Annotated in this window: 15 protein-coding genes and 1 pseudogene; 9 read left to right on the plus strand and 7 right to left on the minus strand. The window is 72.5% G+C overall.

Annotated features, from left to right (window positions below; all coding sequences use genetic code 11):
- The first annotated feature begins 13 nt into the window (after window positions 1-13).
- The 3 genes from ACJ6WD_RS16885 (at window position 14) to ACJ6WD_RS16895 (ending at window position 2,738) form a co-directional block, all read left to right on the plus strand.
- Window positions 14-622 (plus strand): hypothetical protein, encoded by a 609-nt coding sequence (locus ACJ6WD_RS16885; RefSeq protein ID WP_233659999.1) that lies wholly within the window; start codon window positions 14-16, stop codon window positions 620-622.
- Window positions 619-1,626, plus strand: a complete 1,008-nt coding sequence (locus ACJ6WD_RS16890; RefSeq protein ID WP_376553515.1) for a lysylphosphatidylglycerol synthase transmembrane domain-containing protein — start codon at window positions 619-621, stop codon at window positions 1,624-1,626. Before ACJ6WD_RS16885 ends, ACJ6WD_RS16890 begins: the two co-directional genes overlap by 4 nt.
- Window positions 1,627-1,862: 236 nt before the next feature.
- Window positions 1,863-2,738: a class I SAM-dependent methyltransferase gene (locus ACJ6WD_RS16895; protein WP_331249313.1), complete on the plus strand. Its 876-nt coding sequence runs from the start codon at window positions 1,863-1,865 to the stop codon at window positions 2,736-2,738.
- 69 nt (window positions 2,739-2,807) lie between these two features.
- Here the strand turns inward: ACJ6WD_RS16895 and ACJ6WD_RS16900 are convergent, their stop codons facing one another.
- Window positions 2,808-3,101 carry a GyrI-like domain-containing protein gene (locus ACJ6WD_RS16900; protein ID WP_376553521.1) on the minus strand — a complete coding sequence of 98 codons (294 nt, stop codon included), beginning with the start codon at window positions 3,099-3,101 and terminating at the stop codon, window positions 2,808-2,810.
- 378 nt (window positions 3,102-3,479) lie between these two features.
- Between ACJ6WD_RS16900 and ACJ6WD_RS16905 the strand changes: the two genes are divergently transcribed.
- The 4 genes from ACJ6WD_RS16905 to ACJ6WD_RS16920 all read left to right on the plus strand — a co-directional run bounded on the left by ACJ6WD_RS16905 (window position 3,480) and on the right by ACJ6WD_RS16920 (window position 6,772).
- A complete protein-coding gene (locus tag ACJ6WD_RS16905) occupies window positions 3,480-4,862 on the plus strand; it encodes a rhodanese-like domain-containing protein (RefSeq protein ID WP_407616061.1) in 1,383 nt (460 codons plus the stop codon).
- Between the two features lie 135 nt (window positions 4,863-4,997).
- On the plus strand, window positions 4,998-5,582 hold the full coding sequence (locus tag ACJ6WD_RS16910; RefSeq protein WP_376445778.1) for a rhodanese-like domain-containing protein: 585 nt from the start codon (window positions 4,998-5,000) through the stop codon (window positions 5,580-5,582).
- Window positions 5,579-6,442, plus strand: coding sequence for a sulfite exporter TauE/SafE family protein (locus tag ACJ6WD_RS16915; protein ID WP_407616062.1), 864 nt, complete (start codon window positions 5,579-5,581; stop codon window positions 6,440-6,442). The genes ACJ6WD_RS16910 and ACJ6WD_RS16915 overlap by 4 nt, the downstream gene beginning before the upstream one ends.
- An 81-nt stretch (window positions 6,443-6,523) precedes the next feature.
- Entirely contained in the window at window positions 6,524-6,772 is a 249-nt protein-coding gene (locus tag ACJ6WD_RS16920; RefSeq protein ID WP_267953150.1) for a metal-sensitive transcriptional regulator, read from the plus strand.
- Between the two features lie 307 nt (window positions 6,773-7,079).
- Here the strand turns inward: ACJ6WD_RS16920 and ACJ6WD_RS16925 are convergent.
- A pseudogene (locus ACJ6WD_RS16925) lies at window positions 7,080-7,241 on the minus strand (IS5/IS1182 family transposase); the annotation flags it as partial.
- Window positions 7,242-7,304: 63 nt separating this feature from the next.
- Between ACJ6WD_RS16925 and ACJ6WD_RS16930 the strand changes: the two are divergent.
- Window positions 7,305-8,153: an FAD-dependent monooxygenase gene (locus tag ACJ6WD_RS16930; RefSeq protein WP_407616063.1), complete on the plus strand. Its 849-nt coding sequence runs from the start codon at window positions 7,305-7,307 to the stop codon at window positions 8,151-8,153.
- A gap of 196 nt (window positions 8,154-8,349) precedes the next feature.
- Here the strand turns inward: ACJ6WD_RS16930 and ACJ6WD_RS16935 are convergent, their stop codons facing one another.
- The 4 genes from ACJ6WD_RS16935 to ACJ6WD_RS16950 form a co-directional block, all read right to left on the minus strand.
- Window positions 8,350-9,054: a M24 family metallopeptidase gene (locus tag ACJ6WD_RS16935; protein ID WP_407616064.1), complete on the minus strand. Its 705-nt coding sequence runs from the start codon at window positions 9,052-9,054 to the stop codon at window positions 8,350-8,352.
- An 18-nt stretch (window positions 9,055-9,072) separates the two neighbouring features.
- The gene (locus ACJ6WD_RS16940) at window positions 9,073-9,849 is read right to left on the minus strand and encodes a methyltransferase domain-containing protein (RefSeq protein WP_331249306.1); all 777 of its coding nucleotides are present in this window, start codon (window positions 9,847-9,849) and stop codon (window positions 9,073-9,075) included.
- Window positions 9,850-9,939: 90 nt separating this feature from the next.
- Window positions 9,940-10,149, minus strand: coding sequence for a hypothetical protein (locus tag ACJ6WD_RS16945; RefSeq protein ID WP_233659988.1), 210 nt, complete (start codon window positions 10,147-10,149; stop codon window positions 9,940-9,942).
- A gap of 172 nt (window positions 10,150-10,321) precedes the next feature.
- Window positions 10,322-11,128: a response regulator transcription factor gene (locus tag ACJ6WD_RS16950; RefSeq protein WP_407616065.1), complete on the minus strand. Its 807-nt coding sequence runs from the start codon at window positions 11,126-11,128 to the stop codon at window positions 10,322-10,324.
- Window positions 11,129-11,818: 690 nt separating this feature from the next.
- Here ACJ6WD_RS16950 and ACJ6WD_RS16955 point away from each other — a divergent pair.
- Window positions 11,819-12,499, plus strand: coding sequence for a phosphatase PAP2 family protein (locus ACJ6WD_RS16955; RefSeq protein ID WP_407616066.1), 681 nt, complete (start codon window positions 11,819-11,821; stop codon window positions 12,497-12,499).
- Between the two features lie 37 nt (window positions 12,500-12,536).
- On the opposite strand, the gene ACJ6WD_RS16960 is transcribed toward ACJ6WD_RS16955, so the two are convergent.
- The gene (locus tag ACJ6WD_RS16960) at window positions 12,537-13,910 is read right to left on the minus strand and encodes a glutamate-1-semialdehyde 2,1-aminomutase (protein WP_407616067.1); all 1,374 of its coding nucleotides are present in this window, start codon (window positions 13,908-13,910) and stop codon (window positions 12,537-12,539) included.
- Between the last annotated feature and the right edge of the window lie 3 nt (window positions 13,911-13,913).

Here is a 13,913-nt window from a genome sequence, read left to right on the forward strand (position 1 = left end):
CGGGAGGACGACGGTGCCGACGCGAGGACCGCTCGCCGCATGGAATCCGGGGCTCGACGACACCGTGACGCTGCGCACCGCCTACGACGCGATGCCGGGCGACGACTCCGCGGCGATCCCGTGGTACGTCCGGCTCCTGGAGAACCCGGCCAGCCCGGTCGCGCTGCCGGGCGCCATCGACCTGTTGGGGCACGACTGCGTCCACATCCTCCTCGGTCGCGGCACGCTCCCCCCGGACGAGGCGTTCGTGATCGGCGTCACCATGGGCGCCAGCGGAGAACTGGGCGCCTGGCAGGAGAAGCTGTTCACGCTGGGCGCCCGCCACCTCTACCGCGGCGGATTCCGCTTCTCCCACACCGACCTGGAGGTGTTCCGCACCGCCGTCGCCTTCGCCCGGGACACCGGCATCAGGCCCCTGCACACGCTGCCGTGGCGGGACCTCATGCACCGGCGCCTCGGCCCGCTCCGCGCGTCGGTGGGGATCGACCCACGCGCCCTCGTCGCCGCCTACGAGCGAGAGCGCGCCCGCTGGCCGGGCTGCGCGGCTGCCCGTCGGCTCCCGCGCGGCCCGGCGCCCGTCACCGCAGGCGATCCGGACGCCTCCCGCGGGCACGACCGGTGAACGAACGCCGGAGCCGGGCGAAGCGGGTGGCCGGCATCGCGTTCCGCGTCCTGAACATCGCGGCGATCATCGGGGCGCTGTGGTGGTTCCTGCGCGGCATCGACGTGACGGCCCTGGGCCGGGCCCTCGAACGGGCCACGCCGTGGCTGCTCGTGGTGGCGCTCCTGCTCAACGTGTTCAGCCAGTACGTCAGCGCCGAGGGCTGGCGCATCATGTTGGGCTCCCGGCACCCGGTTCCCCGGGGGCGACTGCTGCGCTACGAGTTCTCCGCACAGGCCGCCTCTGCCATCAGCCCGGGACGGGCGGGCGAGTTGATCCGCCTGTGGTTCCTGAAGCGGGACGCCGTCCCCGTCACCACCACGGGCGCCCTGATCTGGCTGGAGAAGCTGTTCGGCGCCATCGGGCTGGCGATCCTGGTGATCCCGGTGCCGTGGCTCCTCGACGGCGTCCCCGGCGTGGTGAGCGGCTGCATCGCCGTGTTCGCGGTCTTCATGGTCGTGCAACTGGGCGTGCTGATCGTCATCGCGCGTCGCGGCAGGACCGAGCGGCTGCCGAAGTTCCTCAGCGGCGTCGTCGGCGGCATGTACCCCTTGCGGGAACCGCGCAGGGTCCTCGCGATGCTCGGGGTGATGCTGGTGGGGGAGGCGGCCGACGTCGCGGGCGCGGTGGTCGTGCTCCACGCCCTCGGGATCCGCCTGCCGGTCACCGCCGCGATCCTCACCCTGTTCCTGATCGACTTCGCCAACATGCTGCCGGTCGCCCCCGGCCACTTCGGCACCTTCGAGGTCGGCGCCCTCTACGCACTCGACCTCCTGCACGTACTGCCCAGCTCGGCGCTGGCGTTCGCGCTCCTCTTCCACGTGCAGCAGAACCTTCCGCAGGTCGTCGTCGGCCTCCCCCTCGAACTGCCGCTGCTCGTCGGCCGCCGACGCCTTCGCGACGTCGCCGACACCCCGGCGGAGCCCGGACCCGAACCCGTCGAACACAGCCCGCCCGACCGCTGAAGCAGTAGGAACCGGTGGCACGGAGCCCCGGGCCGCAGACCATGTGCCGTGGGTCCAGGCGTACTTGGGCCCGTGATCGCCCGCTCGTGGAATGTCTGGACGACCGTCGAGCTGGCCGAGCAGGTGGCCCCCTCACGCGACGGCCCTCGCCGCGCCTTCCCCAGCGGCCGGCAGCGGGTGGCGTGCGGGCGAAGGCGCCCTCCCCGGTCCGGCGCAGGACGCCTACCGTGGTCTCCATGCCGAACGGGATCCCTGGCAACGAGCCGACGTCGGCGGGGTCGCGCCGCCACATCTTCGGCGACGACGCCGACCAGTACGACACGGCCAGACCCGGCTACCCCCGCCAACTCGTCCAGGACGTCCTGGACTTCTCCGCGCTGACCGCTCACGAGCCGGCGCTGGAGGTGGGTGCCGGCACGGGCAAGGCCACGCTCGACTTCGCCCGCTCCGGTGTACCGCTGACCTGCGTCGAACCCGACGTCCGCATGGCCCGGGTGCTGCGCCGGCGCTGCGCGCACCTACCCGACGGCGACGTCACGATCGAGGTCGCCGACTTCGAAGCCTGGCATCCCCGGCGACGCTACGGGTTGCTGTACTGCGCACAGGCGTGGCACTGGATCGACCCGGCCGTGCGCTGGGCCAGAGCGCGGTGCGCCCTGGTTCCGGGCGGTGCGATAGCCCTCTTTTGGAACCACTGGTTCCTCCAGTGCGGCGAACTGGCGGACCGGCTGACCGCCGCCCACGCCCGGCACGGCGTCGAGGTGCCGCCGGACACCCTCCTCGATCCCCGGCCCCGTCCCGCGCGGCGGGGCCCCGAGGCCCGCCAGTGGCGCGACATGACGGCGGCCGGCTTCGTCGAACCGGACCACCGCCTGTACGCCTCGGCACACGAGCGGTCCACGTCCGCCCTCATCGGCCTCTTCACCTCCTACGGGGGCTACCGCGCGCTCCCGGCCGGCCCCCGGGACCGGGTCATGACCGAGATGGCCGACATCGTGGCCGAACACGGCGGACGTGCCCGGGTGCAGGTGATCACGAGCCTCTTCCTGGGACGGACGCCACCCACCGCCACGTCCTCGCGGGCCGCCGGGGCGTGGGACCGACAGCACTGACCGGGAGGGGGACCCGGGGCGACGGGGAACACCCGCTGCCGCCCGGGTCGATTCCGTCATCGCAGTCCGTCACGACGGTTCGACGGGCAGCCACAGCTCGCAGGTCGCGGTGCTGAAGTCGGCCGCCCGTTCGAGGATCGCGACGATCGAGGGTCCCGGCCGCAGGCGCCATGGGTTGGAGGGGAACCACGCGGTCGCGGTCGCGGCCCAGGTCGTCCGCAAAGCCTGCGGATGTGGTCCGGTGGTGCGGAAGACCGCCCACTTGCCGGCCGGTACCTCGATGGCGTCGAGGTCGTCGGGGGCCCATGCGTGGACGTCGGACTCCTCGGCGAGATCGACAAGTCGGTTGAGTGCAGAGGTCACGGGTCCTCCTTTCGGCGCCAACCCTGCCGCACGCCAACCCGGCCGCACCCGATCGCGGCGATCCGATCATGCGCCGGCGCCGACGCGGCGCCGACCGCGCACACTGCCGGGCACGTGCTTGCCCGGACGGATACCCAGGGGGGTATTTGACAGCGGTGCCGAGACGGCGTTACGTTCGCAAGCGATATACCCACGGGGGTATGTGCGGGAAGGGCGTGCCGATCCACCCCTGGACGGTTCGCCAGTGCCTTTGCCCCGGCGTCCGCAGCCGCGACCTGCCGCTAACGGGCCATGGCTCCACTGTGCCCGTTTTGATACCCCCCTGGGTATATCACGTCCTGGATTGACTCCCAGATCGGAATCGGAAGGCTGCTCACCGTGTTCTTCGCCCAGTACTACCTCGACTGCCTCTCCCAGGCGTCGTACATGATCGCCGACGAGTCCACCGGCAGGGCGGTGGTCGTCGACCCGCGCCGGGACATCTCCGAGTACCTGGCCGACGCCGAAGCCCACGGCTTCACCGTCGAGGCCGTCATCAACACCCACTTCCACGCCGACTTCGTCGCGGGCCACCTGGAGATGGCCGCCCGCACCGGCGCGTGGATCGGCTACGGGCGGCGCGCCGAAACCGCGTACCCGATCCGCAAGCTCGCCGACGGCGAGCGGATCAGCCTCGGCGACGTCACCCTCCAGATCATGGAGACGCCCGGCCACACCCCCGAGTCGATCAGCGTCCTGGTCCGCGAGCACGCCGCCGACGAGGTCCCCTACGGAGTGCTGACCGGAGACGCACTGTTCATCGGTGACGTCGGCCGCCCCGACCTGCTCGCCTCGGTGGGCGTCACGGCCGAGGAACTCGGCCGGATGCTCCACCGCAGCGTGCAGCACAAGCTGATGGGTCTCCCCGACGAGGTGCGGGTCTTCCCCGCCCACGGCGCGGGCTCGGCCTGCGGCAAGAACCTCTCCACCGAGAAGCAGTCCACCATCGGTGCCCAGCGCGCCACCAACTACGCCTGCCAGCCGATGAGCGAGGACGAGTTCGTCGCCCTCGTCACGGCCGGACAGGCCGCCGCACCCGGCTACTTCGGCTACGACGCCACCCTCAACCGCCAGGAACGCGACCTGTTCGACCCGGCCGCCGCACCCCGGCCGCTGTCCGTGGAGGAGTTCCGCGCCGAGCGCGCGGCGGGAGCGGTGGTGGTGGACGCCCGCAGCCCGCAGGAGTTCGGCACCGGTCACGTGCGCGGCGCGCTCAACGTCCCCGCCGACGGCCGCTTCGCCGAGCAGGCCGGCACCGTGCTGGCCCCCGAGCGCCGCATCCTGGTGGTCGCGCCGCAGAACCGCGAGGAGGAGATCACCACCCGCCTCGCCCGCATCGGCTTCGACCGGGTGGCAGGCTACCTGCGCAGCCCCGAGGACGCCCTCGCGGCGATGCCCGACGAGGTCACCCCGGCCAGCCGTCTGACTGCCGACCAGTTGCGCACCGCCCTGGTCGGCGGCCGGCCCCCGGTGGTCGTGGACGTCCGCAGCTGCTCCGAGCGCGCGGGCGGCTTCATCGACGGTTCGCTGCACATCGCGCTGGGCGAACTGCCCCGCCGCCTGGACGAGATCCCCACCGACCGCCCCCTGGTGCTGCACTGCGCCGGCGGGCACCGCTCGTCCATCGCCGCCAGCCTGCTGCGTCACCACGGCTTCCAGGACGTCTCCGACGTACTCGGCGGCTACGGCGCCTGGGCGCTGCTCACCGAATCCGCCGCCTGACCACCCCCAAGGCGCCGGTGCCCGACAGGGGGCCGCCCCGCCGTTCCCCGTCGGGCTCCCTTGCCCCGCCGCACCCCCACATATACCCGGGCGGGTATTTCTCCCCGGCCCGGCCGTACCGACACCGGAGGCCAGATGACCACCGCACCCCGCACCCCCGCCGGACTCGACGCCGCCGCGCTGAGAGCACTCGCCGAGGACGGCAGCGGCCCGCGCCTGCTGGACGTGCGCACGCCCGGCGAGTTCCACGCCGTTCACCTCCCCGGCGCCCACAACGTGCCGCTGGACGTACTGCGCGAGCACCGCGCCGAACTGCTCCACCACCTCGACGAGGACACCGTCCTGATATGCCGCTCCGGCGCCCGCGCCGCCCAGGCGGCGCAGGCGCTCTCCGAGGCCGGGCTGCCCCACCTGCGCGTCCTTCTGGGCGGCGTGACCGCGTGGGAGGCGGCCGGCGGACCGGTGACCCGCGGACCGGCGCGCTGGGAACTGGAGCGCCAGGTCCGGCTGGTCGCGGGTTCGCTCGTGCTCGTCTCCGGGCTGGTCGGCCTCGCGGTGCCCGGCGTGGGCCTGATCGGCACGGCCGTCGGCGCCGGACTCACCTTCGCCGCGGTCACCAACACCTGCGCGATGGGCCTGCTGCTCGCCAAGCTCCCCTACAACCGCGGCCCGCGCACCGACATCGGCTCCGTGATCGCCGCCCTCAGGAGCCGGCCGTGAGCGTCCTCACCCTCGCCGCGTCGCTCCTGATCGGGGTCTTCCTCGGCGTCCTGGGCGGCGGCGGATCCATGCTCACCGTCCCGATCCTGGTCTACCTCGCCGGCCAGCACACCCAGCAGGCGATCGCCGCCTCCCTGTTCGTCGTCGGCGTCACGAGTCTCGCGGGCTTGACCTCCCACGCCCGCGCGGGCCGGGTGCGCTGGCGCACCGGGACGCTCTTCGGCCTGGCGGGCATGGCCGGCGCCTACGCGGGCGGCCGGGTGGCCGGGTACATCCCGGACACCGTGCTGCTGGTCGCGTTCGCGCTGATGATGCTCGCCACGGCGGCGGCGATGCTCCGCGGCCCGCGCACGACCTCGAAGCAGGCGCGCGGCGAACTCCCGCTCCGCCGCCTGCTGTTGCAAGGGTCGCTCGTGGGCGTGGTCACCGGCCTGCTCGGCGCCGGCGGCGGTTTCCTCATCGTGCCCGCGCTGGCACTGCTGGCCGGCCTGCCGATGGCCAGCGCGGTCGGCACCTCGCTGCTGGTCATCGCCATGAACTCGTTCGCGGGACTGGCCGGACACCTCTCCGACGCGCACCTCGACTGGAGCCTGACCCTGGCCGTCACCGCGGCCGCCGTCCTCGGCAGCCTCATCGGCGGGCGCCTCGCCGGACGCATCCCCCAGCGCGCCCTGCGCACCGGCTTCGGCTGGTTCGTCGTCGCCATGGGAGTCTTCGTCCTCGGCCAGCAGATCGGTCCGGTCGTCCTGGCCCTGGTCCCCGTCGTGGTGGCGATGTCGCTGGTCCGACGCAGGCGCGCACCCGGCACCGAAAGCCCGCCCAGGGCGGAGGCAGCCGCCTCAGGGTCCCGCCGCCACTGACCCGACATATACCCGCTGGGGTATCCTGGAAGGCAGTCCGCACGAGCGAGGAGGAGTCCGGTGAAGGTGGAAGAAGAAGCGATGGGCGCGGTCCTCAACCGGCTGCGCCGTGCCCAGGGGCAACTCACCGGCGTCATCGCCATGATTGAAGCCGGCCGGGACTGCAAGGACGTCGTCACCCAGCTCGCCGCCGTCTCCCGGGCCCTCGACCGGGCCGGCTTCAAGATCGTGGCCAGCGGAATGCGCCAGTGCCTGAGCGCCGAGCAACAGGACGACGCCGCCCCGATGACCGAGGAAGAACTCGAAAAGCTCTTCCTCGCCCTCGCCTGACCGAACGGCGCCGACGAGCGCACCCGCAAGGCCCTCGACCGGGTGAAGCCCTCCCTGCGGATGGCCCCCTGGCGCCGGAAGCCGTCAAATGGTGGCAATCCGGGCCGCGTTTACGCTCCGCTTGGTGGTGCGGTGCACGAACGCCGCAGCCGTAGGGGTGGTCCCGCGGTGGACGGACGCCGAGCAAGTCGTCCCGTCCCGACCCCTGGTCGGGACGGGACGACTTGCTGATGGTCGCCCGGAGGCGGTTCTGCCGGGGCCGGGGCCGGGGTCTCCGCTTACTTGCACTGAGCCTTTTCCCGCCTCGGTTTGTGCATGTCAGGTGCAGGGTGAGGACGGCCTGGACGGGGCTGGTGATACGGCTGGTAGAGCATCGCAGTTTGCGCATGAGCCGCCAGGTTTTGAGGGTGGCCATGGCCTGTTCGACGAGTGCATGGATCCTCGCGTGTGAGCAGTTGACGGCCCGCTCGACCCCCGCGGCAGGCGAATCCTGCAACTCCCGCTCACCTCGGACAAGGCGCCGACGGCCGAGGTGACCCGAGCCGACCTGTCCGAGGTGCTCCACCGGTCGGCGCAGACCGAGGCCGAGTTCTTGTTCGACGACACGGTCACCGCTCTCGACCAGGACGAAGGCGGGGTGGACGTCACCTTCCGGCGGTCCGCGCCACGGCGCTTCGACTTGGTAGTCGGTGCCGACGGGATGCACTCCACCATACGGCGCCTGGTATTCGGCCCCGAGCGGCAGTTCGCGAGCGACCTGGGCCTGTACGGCGCGACCGTCCCGCTGGAACCCGACGCCATCGAGGACCCGACCGAGATGACGATGCTGACCGTGCCGAACCGGATGCTGGTCCTCCACCCCTCGCGGACCACCCCGCTCGCGATCTTCACCTTCCGGGCCGCACGGCCAGCGCCCCACGACCGCAAGAACATCGCCCTTCACAAGCAGACCGTGGCCGACGCCTACGCCGACGTGCGGTGGCGGGCACCGGAACTCGTGGCGGCGTTCCTCGACCACCCGGCTCCGTTCTTCGACCCCCTGACCACCGTCCGGGTGCCCTCGTGGTCCCGCGGACGGGTCGTACTGCTCGGGGACGCGGCGGCGGCGACAGCCCTGCTGGGTGACGGGTCCAGCATGGCGATGGCGGGCGCGTACGCCCTCGCAGAAGAGCTCGCCGCCCATCCCGGTGAGCACGCCCGCGCCTTCGCCGCCTACGAGTCGCGGCTCCGCCGTGAGGTAGGTCCGCGGCAGCGACGTGTCGGTCTGCTCTCCAGGCTCATGGTGCCCCGCACCCGGCCGGGCCTCGCGGTGCGCAACGCGGTGGGCCGCGCGGTCGGTCGCACGAACCGGATCGCCTCTCGCGAAGCCGCGAACCGGTAGACCGGGCCCGCACCGACCGGTCACCGGTCGGTGCGCAGCTCCGCGGTAGCTCTCAGCCGTGTCGGCGCCGCCATGTCCGACGAGCCCGGTGTGGCAACCGCCACCGCCCCCGCACCGTACGGGCCGGGGACGGCCGGGCCGCGCTGTGCGCCCACGCACGGGCGTGCGTCCAGGACACCGCTGACGGCGGCCTACCTCACACCAGGTCCAGCAGCTGTTTGTAGGAGCCGCCGAAGCCGTGGTGTTCGTCGAGCAGATGGATCTCCAGGATCCAGTGGGCCCGCCACCCTCCCCGGACCGTGCGGCGCAGGGGCCGGTCATTGCCCGGGCCGACGTACGCGTCGGCCGGCGTGCCGGGGGCGTTCGCGGCCGAGGGCGCGCCGACCAGGCGACCGGCGTGCCAACCGCCCAGCGCCCAGCCCGCTTTGGCGGCATGCGCCTTGACCTCGGCGTGGAGCTGGCTGCCGGTGATGTCGGCCTCCGCGTGGAACGCCTCGCGACCGGCGGCGAACACCTCCGGCAGGTCCTCGCAGAGGCGCTTCCTGACCGGATCGTCGCCGAGGACCACGGTCCGCGCGAAGTCCGTCTCGGACGCGGCGAGCAGCGGACCGAGGTCGATGACGACGACGTCGTCCAGCCCGATGACGAGGTCCGGCGGTGCCTCGCCGTACGGGAGGGTGGTGTGACGGCCGGAGCGGACGAGGCACCCGCGGTGGCGCGCGGCCGAACCGAACCGCTCTCCCGCCAGCATCCCGATCCGGTCGGCCGCCTCGCGTTCACTGTGGCCCGGTGCCACCAGGGCGCGGGCCACGACCTCCGCGAACAGGTCCTGGGCCGTCCGCTGCGCCTCCACCAACCCCAGGGCCCGAAGCTTTTCGTCCATCCGGTCGGGTACTGCCATCGTGCGTTCCTCTTCCTCTCACGGGGTCGCGCGCACGATCACGAGCGACCCGTCGTACGTCGGCTGACCGCGCAGGTGGCCGAATTCCTCGTCCCAGGCACCGCTGTCCAGGTCATGGCGCAGGGATCCGTCGAAGTGCTCGCGGACCCGGTCGTCGACGAAGCTCCAGGCCGAACACGCCTGGCGCGCCGCCGGGTCGAGCAGCATCTCGGGTCGCCCGTAGTACGCCTCGTTGAACCCGTCGGTGCAGTCCAACGGGATGGGCACGGTCTGGACGGTGCCGGTGCCGCCCAGGGCCGCGGTCAGCTCCGCGAGGGGCGGGTAGCGGCGGGACTCGGTGTCGAGGACCTCGGGCGCGTACCGGTACAGCCAGAAGTCCCGGACCAGGGTGGGATCGCAGGTCAGGACGACCACGGGCCCGCGGGTCACGCGTCGCATCTCGCGCAGGCCGGACCGGACGTCCGACCACTGGTGGACGCTGAACAGCGTCATCGCCGCGTCGAACTCGCCGTCGGCGAAAGGCAGGTGCTCGGCGACGGCGTCGATCGCCCGGGTGAGTCGCGCGTGCCGCTGGGCCCGCATCGACTCCGAGGGCTCGACCGCCGTCACCGTGTGTCCCGCGCTCTCGTAAGATCCGGCACCGGCACCGACGTTGAGGACGGTCCGCGAGTCGCCCAGGGCCTCCGCGATGAATCGGGCGATGCGCTCGTCGGGCCGACGGTAGGGCGCGTGGTCGGCGCCGAGGGGCCCGTGGTCGACGCCGCCGGCGCTGCCGTCCGTGGTACGTGTCGTCATGTGGTCTTGCCTCGCCTCGTGAGCAGGGTCAGGGGGTTGGGCCCGCGGGCCGCCGGTTGTGCCGGCCGGGCCGCGGAGTGCGTGCGGGAGCTACGACCAGAGCTGGAGGCGTTGCCATCCGTCGGTGGCTCGCTCGTGGCGCAGTCGGCCGGTCGCCGAACGGTCCAGGAGGTCGGCCGCGTTGTCCCGGGCGGACCCGGGCGTCACGGGCCCGCGCAGGCGCACCCGCCGGCCGTGCGGGGGCCGGTGGGAGGTGAGTGCGCTCCTGTGGACGGCACTGCCGTGATTTCCGTCGCCCACCTGACCGCCTCCTTTGCAGCGTGACACGATCCATCCTGCATATGCGGCTAGGATTCGACAATAACCTGGCAATTGCTTGGGTGTTTCCCCAAAATGCCCTGCATTTGTGATGCGGATGTTGGAGGTAGCGACAAGCCGCAAAAGGGGTGCCTGCCGCGCGGCGGAGACGACGTCACGGTCGTGCCTGGGGGGAGCGGGGGAGGAGGTGGCATGCCTTGGCGCGCAGGACGGTGGCCATGCGGTCCGTGGTGCCCATCTTGCGGTAGAGGTTCTCGATGTGCTTGTGGACCGTACGCGGTGAGATGCCCAGGCGCCGTCCGATGGCGGTGGCGGTCAGGGACTTGGCGAGCAGCGACAGGACGCTGATCTCCCGCGGCGTCAGCCCGTAGTCGTCCGCACGTTCGTCGGGATCGGTGTGGGCATCGGCGGACCGTGTCGCCCGCCGCCACTGGACGAGCAGTTCGTGCTGCCGCTCGATGCTGTCGAGGACCGGCTGGAGTCTCCTGGCGCGGGCCAAGTGCGCTTCCGTGAAGGCGCTTCCCGAACGGTAGAGCAGATAGCCGTTGAAGGGGCCGGACGTTCGGGGCAGGGGAAGGCCGAGGATGTGGTCCGTGCCGAAGGCCGTGCGCATCATGGCGGCGGTCGGGCTCATGCGCCACGTCCTGCCGCCTGCCGCCTGGCCCGCGGTCACGGGTGCGCGGTCGGTCGTCGAGCGTGCGTAGTCGGCCCAGGGATAGCCGTGCCGGAGCGCCCGGCCCGCGTCGTCGTCCACGCAGCCCGCCCCCGGACTGCCCGGTGTCCACAGGCGGACCGTGCCCGCCTCCGCACTCCACTCCTCCGACTTGCGGATGAAGAGGTCGTCGCCGCCGCAGATCCGCGGCACCTCCGCCGCGATCAGCGGCCACAACCGGTCCGGGTGCCGCTCGTGCAGTGCCGCCGTGGCCAGGTCCAGAATCCGTGCGTACTCACGCGCGGACATCTCCGACACCACAACCCCCCGTAGTCGATACGCACTTCTACCTATACCCGTTCCAGGGAGACCTGCGTGAGGCTGGTACCCGACAGAAGATCATCCGCCGACGGTCGGCGCACCTTTCAGCCGTTGCACGACGTACTCCAACGTCACTTCGCTGAGCCGCCCTTCGTCGACGGAGCGGCCGCACGCAAGCAGCCGGCCAGGCCACGGGGGAGGTCGAGGCAGGCGGAGGCTTGGGCGCGTCCGTCAACGCTCTGTTCCCGCGCCGCTGAGCCCGCCCCGACGGTCTCAGCGGCGCGCATCGTCGGATGACACGTCCCCGATCAGGCCGAAGTCGACTCCGCCGCGGCTGCCGCGGCGGGCATCGTGGTGGCGAGGAGCGCGAGCACGGTGCCGCGGTTCGCGGGATGCGCCGCGCGGGATGCGCCGCGCGGGCCGTCGATCGTTGGCTAGGGTGACAACTCATGCGTGATTACGGCGACTTGTCCAGGACGCCCGGCAGGCCACGGGCGGCTGTCCGGGGGGTCGGTGCGGTCGCCTGCGGGCGGGTCGGACGCGACGGGGGCAGCGGGTGGGGGGAACCGGACTCGTTCGGGAGCGTCAGTGGGACGGCGACGGCATCGCGCGCCGCCTGACGCTGCGCACGGCAGGCGAGAGGGTTGCCGGGGCAGGCCGACCGGACGCGGTGGGCGCGTGACCGGCCGACCTGCGCCCGGGGTGCTGCCCCCGGCACTGCGCGGGTGGCTCGGGTCGGTTGCGGGTCTCGCGGCGTTGGTGGTCGTCGTGCTCGGGGTCCGTTATGCCGACGGCTCCAAGCCCGGCACCGTGGACGCGTGGATCCGGGGGGCGGTGGACGGTGCGGGGCCGTCGTGGCGGTACGTCGCCCTGGCGTTGGACTTCCTGGGGGAGCCCGCCGGATCGGCGACGCTGGTCGCGGCCACGGTGACGGGCTGCCTGCTGCTCAGGCGTCCGCGCGCAGCGGTGTTCGTGGTCGCCGGGATCGGCCTGACGGTGGGGACGGCAACGCTGATCAAGTCCCTGGTGGGGCGCACCATCCACGGCGACAACCTGTCCTACCCGAGCGGGCACACCGCCTTCCTCACGGCGATCTCCCTCGTGGTGGCGCTGCTCGTGACCGGCCGGCTCGGCCTCGGCAGGGCGGCCGGCACGCTGCTCGTGCTCGCCGTGGCGCTGGTGGCCGGCGGCGCGATGGGGTGGGCGCAGGTCGCCCTGGGCGCGCACTACCCGACCGACGTCCTCGGTGGTTGGTGCACCGCCCTGGCGGTGACGTCAGCGACCGCGTGGCTGGTCGACCGGGCGGCGGACCGGCTGGTCGATGGGACGGCGGCCACCGACCGGCAGGAGCATCGCTGACGTCACGTCACGTCACGTCACTTCGCGGCTCGTTGCTTCACGCCAGGCGGCGGAACGCGGGCTTCACCGGCCGCCCGGCCAGCCAGGGGGTGGGGTCGGCGGCGTCCAGGGCCTTCCGGTACACCGCGCATGCCTGGGCCACCACGTCCACGGTGCGGTCGATGTCGGCGTCGTCGAGCGCGCTGCTCACCACGAACGACGGGGCCAGCACTCCGCCCGCGAGGAGTTGGCGCAGGAACAGGGTGCGGTACTGCTGCGACGGCTGCCGTTGCTCGTCGAGGGTGGCGAAGACCAGGTTGCTGGCCCGGCCCCGGACGACGACGTGGTCGCCGACGCCCGCGCCGGCCGCGACGTCGCGGACACCGGCGGCCAACCGCTCGCCGAGGGCGTGCAGCCGGTCGGTGATGCCCTCCTCGGCGTAGGTGCTCTGCACGGCCATCGCGGCTGCCAGGGAGTGCGTTTCCGCGCCGTGCGTGGTGGACAGCAGGAACACCCGGTCGTGGGAGTGCCGCAGCCCGCCCCGTTCCATCAGGTCGCGGCGTCCGGCCAGCGCGGAGACGGCGAACCCGTTGCCCAGCGCCTTGCCGAACGTGGAGAGGTCGGGGACGACGCCGTACAGGCCCTGGGCGCCCGCCTCGGACCAGCGGAAGCCGGTGATCATCTCGTCGAAGACCAGGACGCAGCCGTGCCGGTCGGCCAGTTGGCGCAGGCCCGCGAGGTAGCCCGGAGTGGCGTCTTGCCCGCTCGAACGTCGTGGAGAGCTTGGGGGAGGCTCGGTCTGGCCCGTGGGTTCGAGGATCAGGCAGGCGATCTCGCCCTTATGGCGCGTCAGCACCTCTTCGGCTGCCGCCAGGTCCCCGTACGGGAAGGTCACGGTGAGTTCGGTGGTCGCCGTCGGAATGCCGGCGGACATCGGCGTGGTCCCGATGAACCAGTCGTCGACGGAGAAGAACGGCTGGTCGCCGCAGACGGCCACCCGCGGGCGCCCGGTGACGGCCCGGGCGAGGCGCACCGCGGCGGTGGTGGCGTCGGAGCCGTTCTTCGTGAACTTCACCATCTCGGCGGTGGGCACCGTGGCCAGGAAGCGTTCCGCGGCCTCGACCTCCACGATGGACGGCCGCACGAAGTTGCTGCCGCGGTCGAGTTCGCGCCGCACGGCCTCGATCACGCGGGGGTGGGCGTGCCCGAGGCTGACCGACCGCAGTCCGGAGCCGTACTCGACGTAGCGGTTGCCGTCGACGTCCCACACGTGGGCACCGCGGCCGTGGCTGATGACCGGGGCGAGGTTCTCGGGGTACTGGTCGTCGCCCTTGGCGTAGGTGTGCGCGCCCCCGGGGACCAGGGCGTGCAGCCGCTCGTTCGCCTGCCGCGACCGGGTCAGGCGGAGGGGTTCGATGTCTTCGGTGGTCACGCC

The organism is Streptomyces sp. VTCC 41912, from assembly GCF_045799175.1.
Lineage (GTDB): Bacteria > Actinomycetota > Actinomycetes > Streptomycetales > Streptomycetaceae > Streptomyces > Streptomyces albulus_C.

Bases quoted from the DNA above. Each gene is read 5' to 3' on its own strand.
- ACJ6WD_RS16895 (WP_331249313.1), top strand. From the start codon at position 1,863: ATGCCGAACGGGATCCCTGGCAACGAGCCGACGTCGGCGGGGTCGCGC.
- ACJ6WD_RS16910 (WP_376445778.1), top strand. From the start codon at position 4,998: ATGACCACCGCACCCCGCACCCCCGCCGGACTCGACGCCGCCGCGCTG.
- ACJ6WD_RS16920 (WP_267953150.1), top strand. From the start codon at position 6,524: ATGGGCGCGGTCCTCAACCGGCTGCGCCGTGCCCAGGGGCAACTCACC.
- ACJ6WD_RS16935 (WP_407616064.1), bottom strand. From the start codon at position 9,054: ATGGCAGTACCCGACCGGATGGACGAAAAGCTTCGGGCCCTGGGGTTG.
- ACJ6WD_RS16940 (WP_331249306.1), bottom strand. From the start codon at position 9,849: ATGACGACACGTACCACGGACGGCAGCGCCGGCGGCGTCGACCACGGG.
- ACJ6WD_RS16950 (WP_407616065.1), bottom strand. From the start codon at position 11,128: ATGTCCGCGCGTGAGTACGCACGGATTCTGGACCTGGCCACGGCGGCA.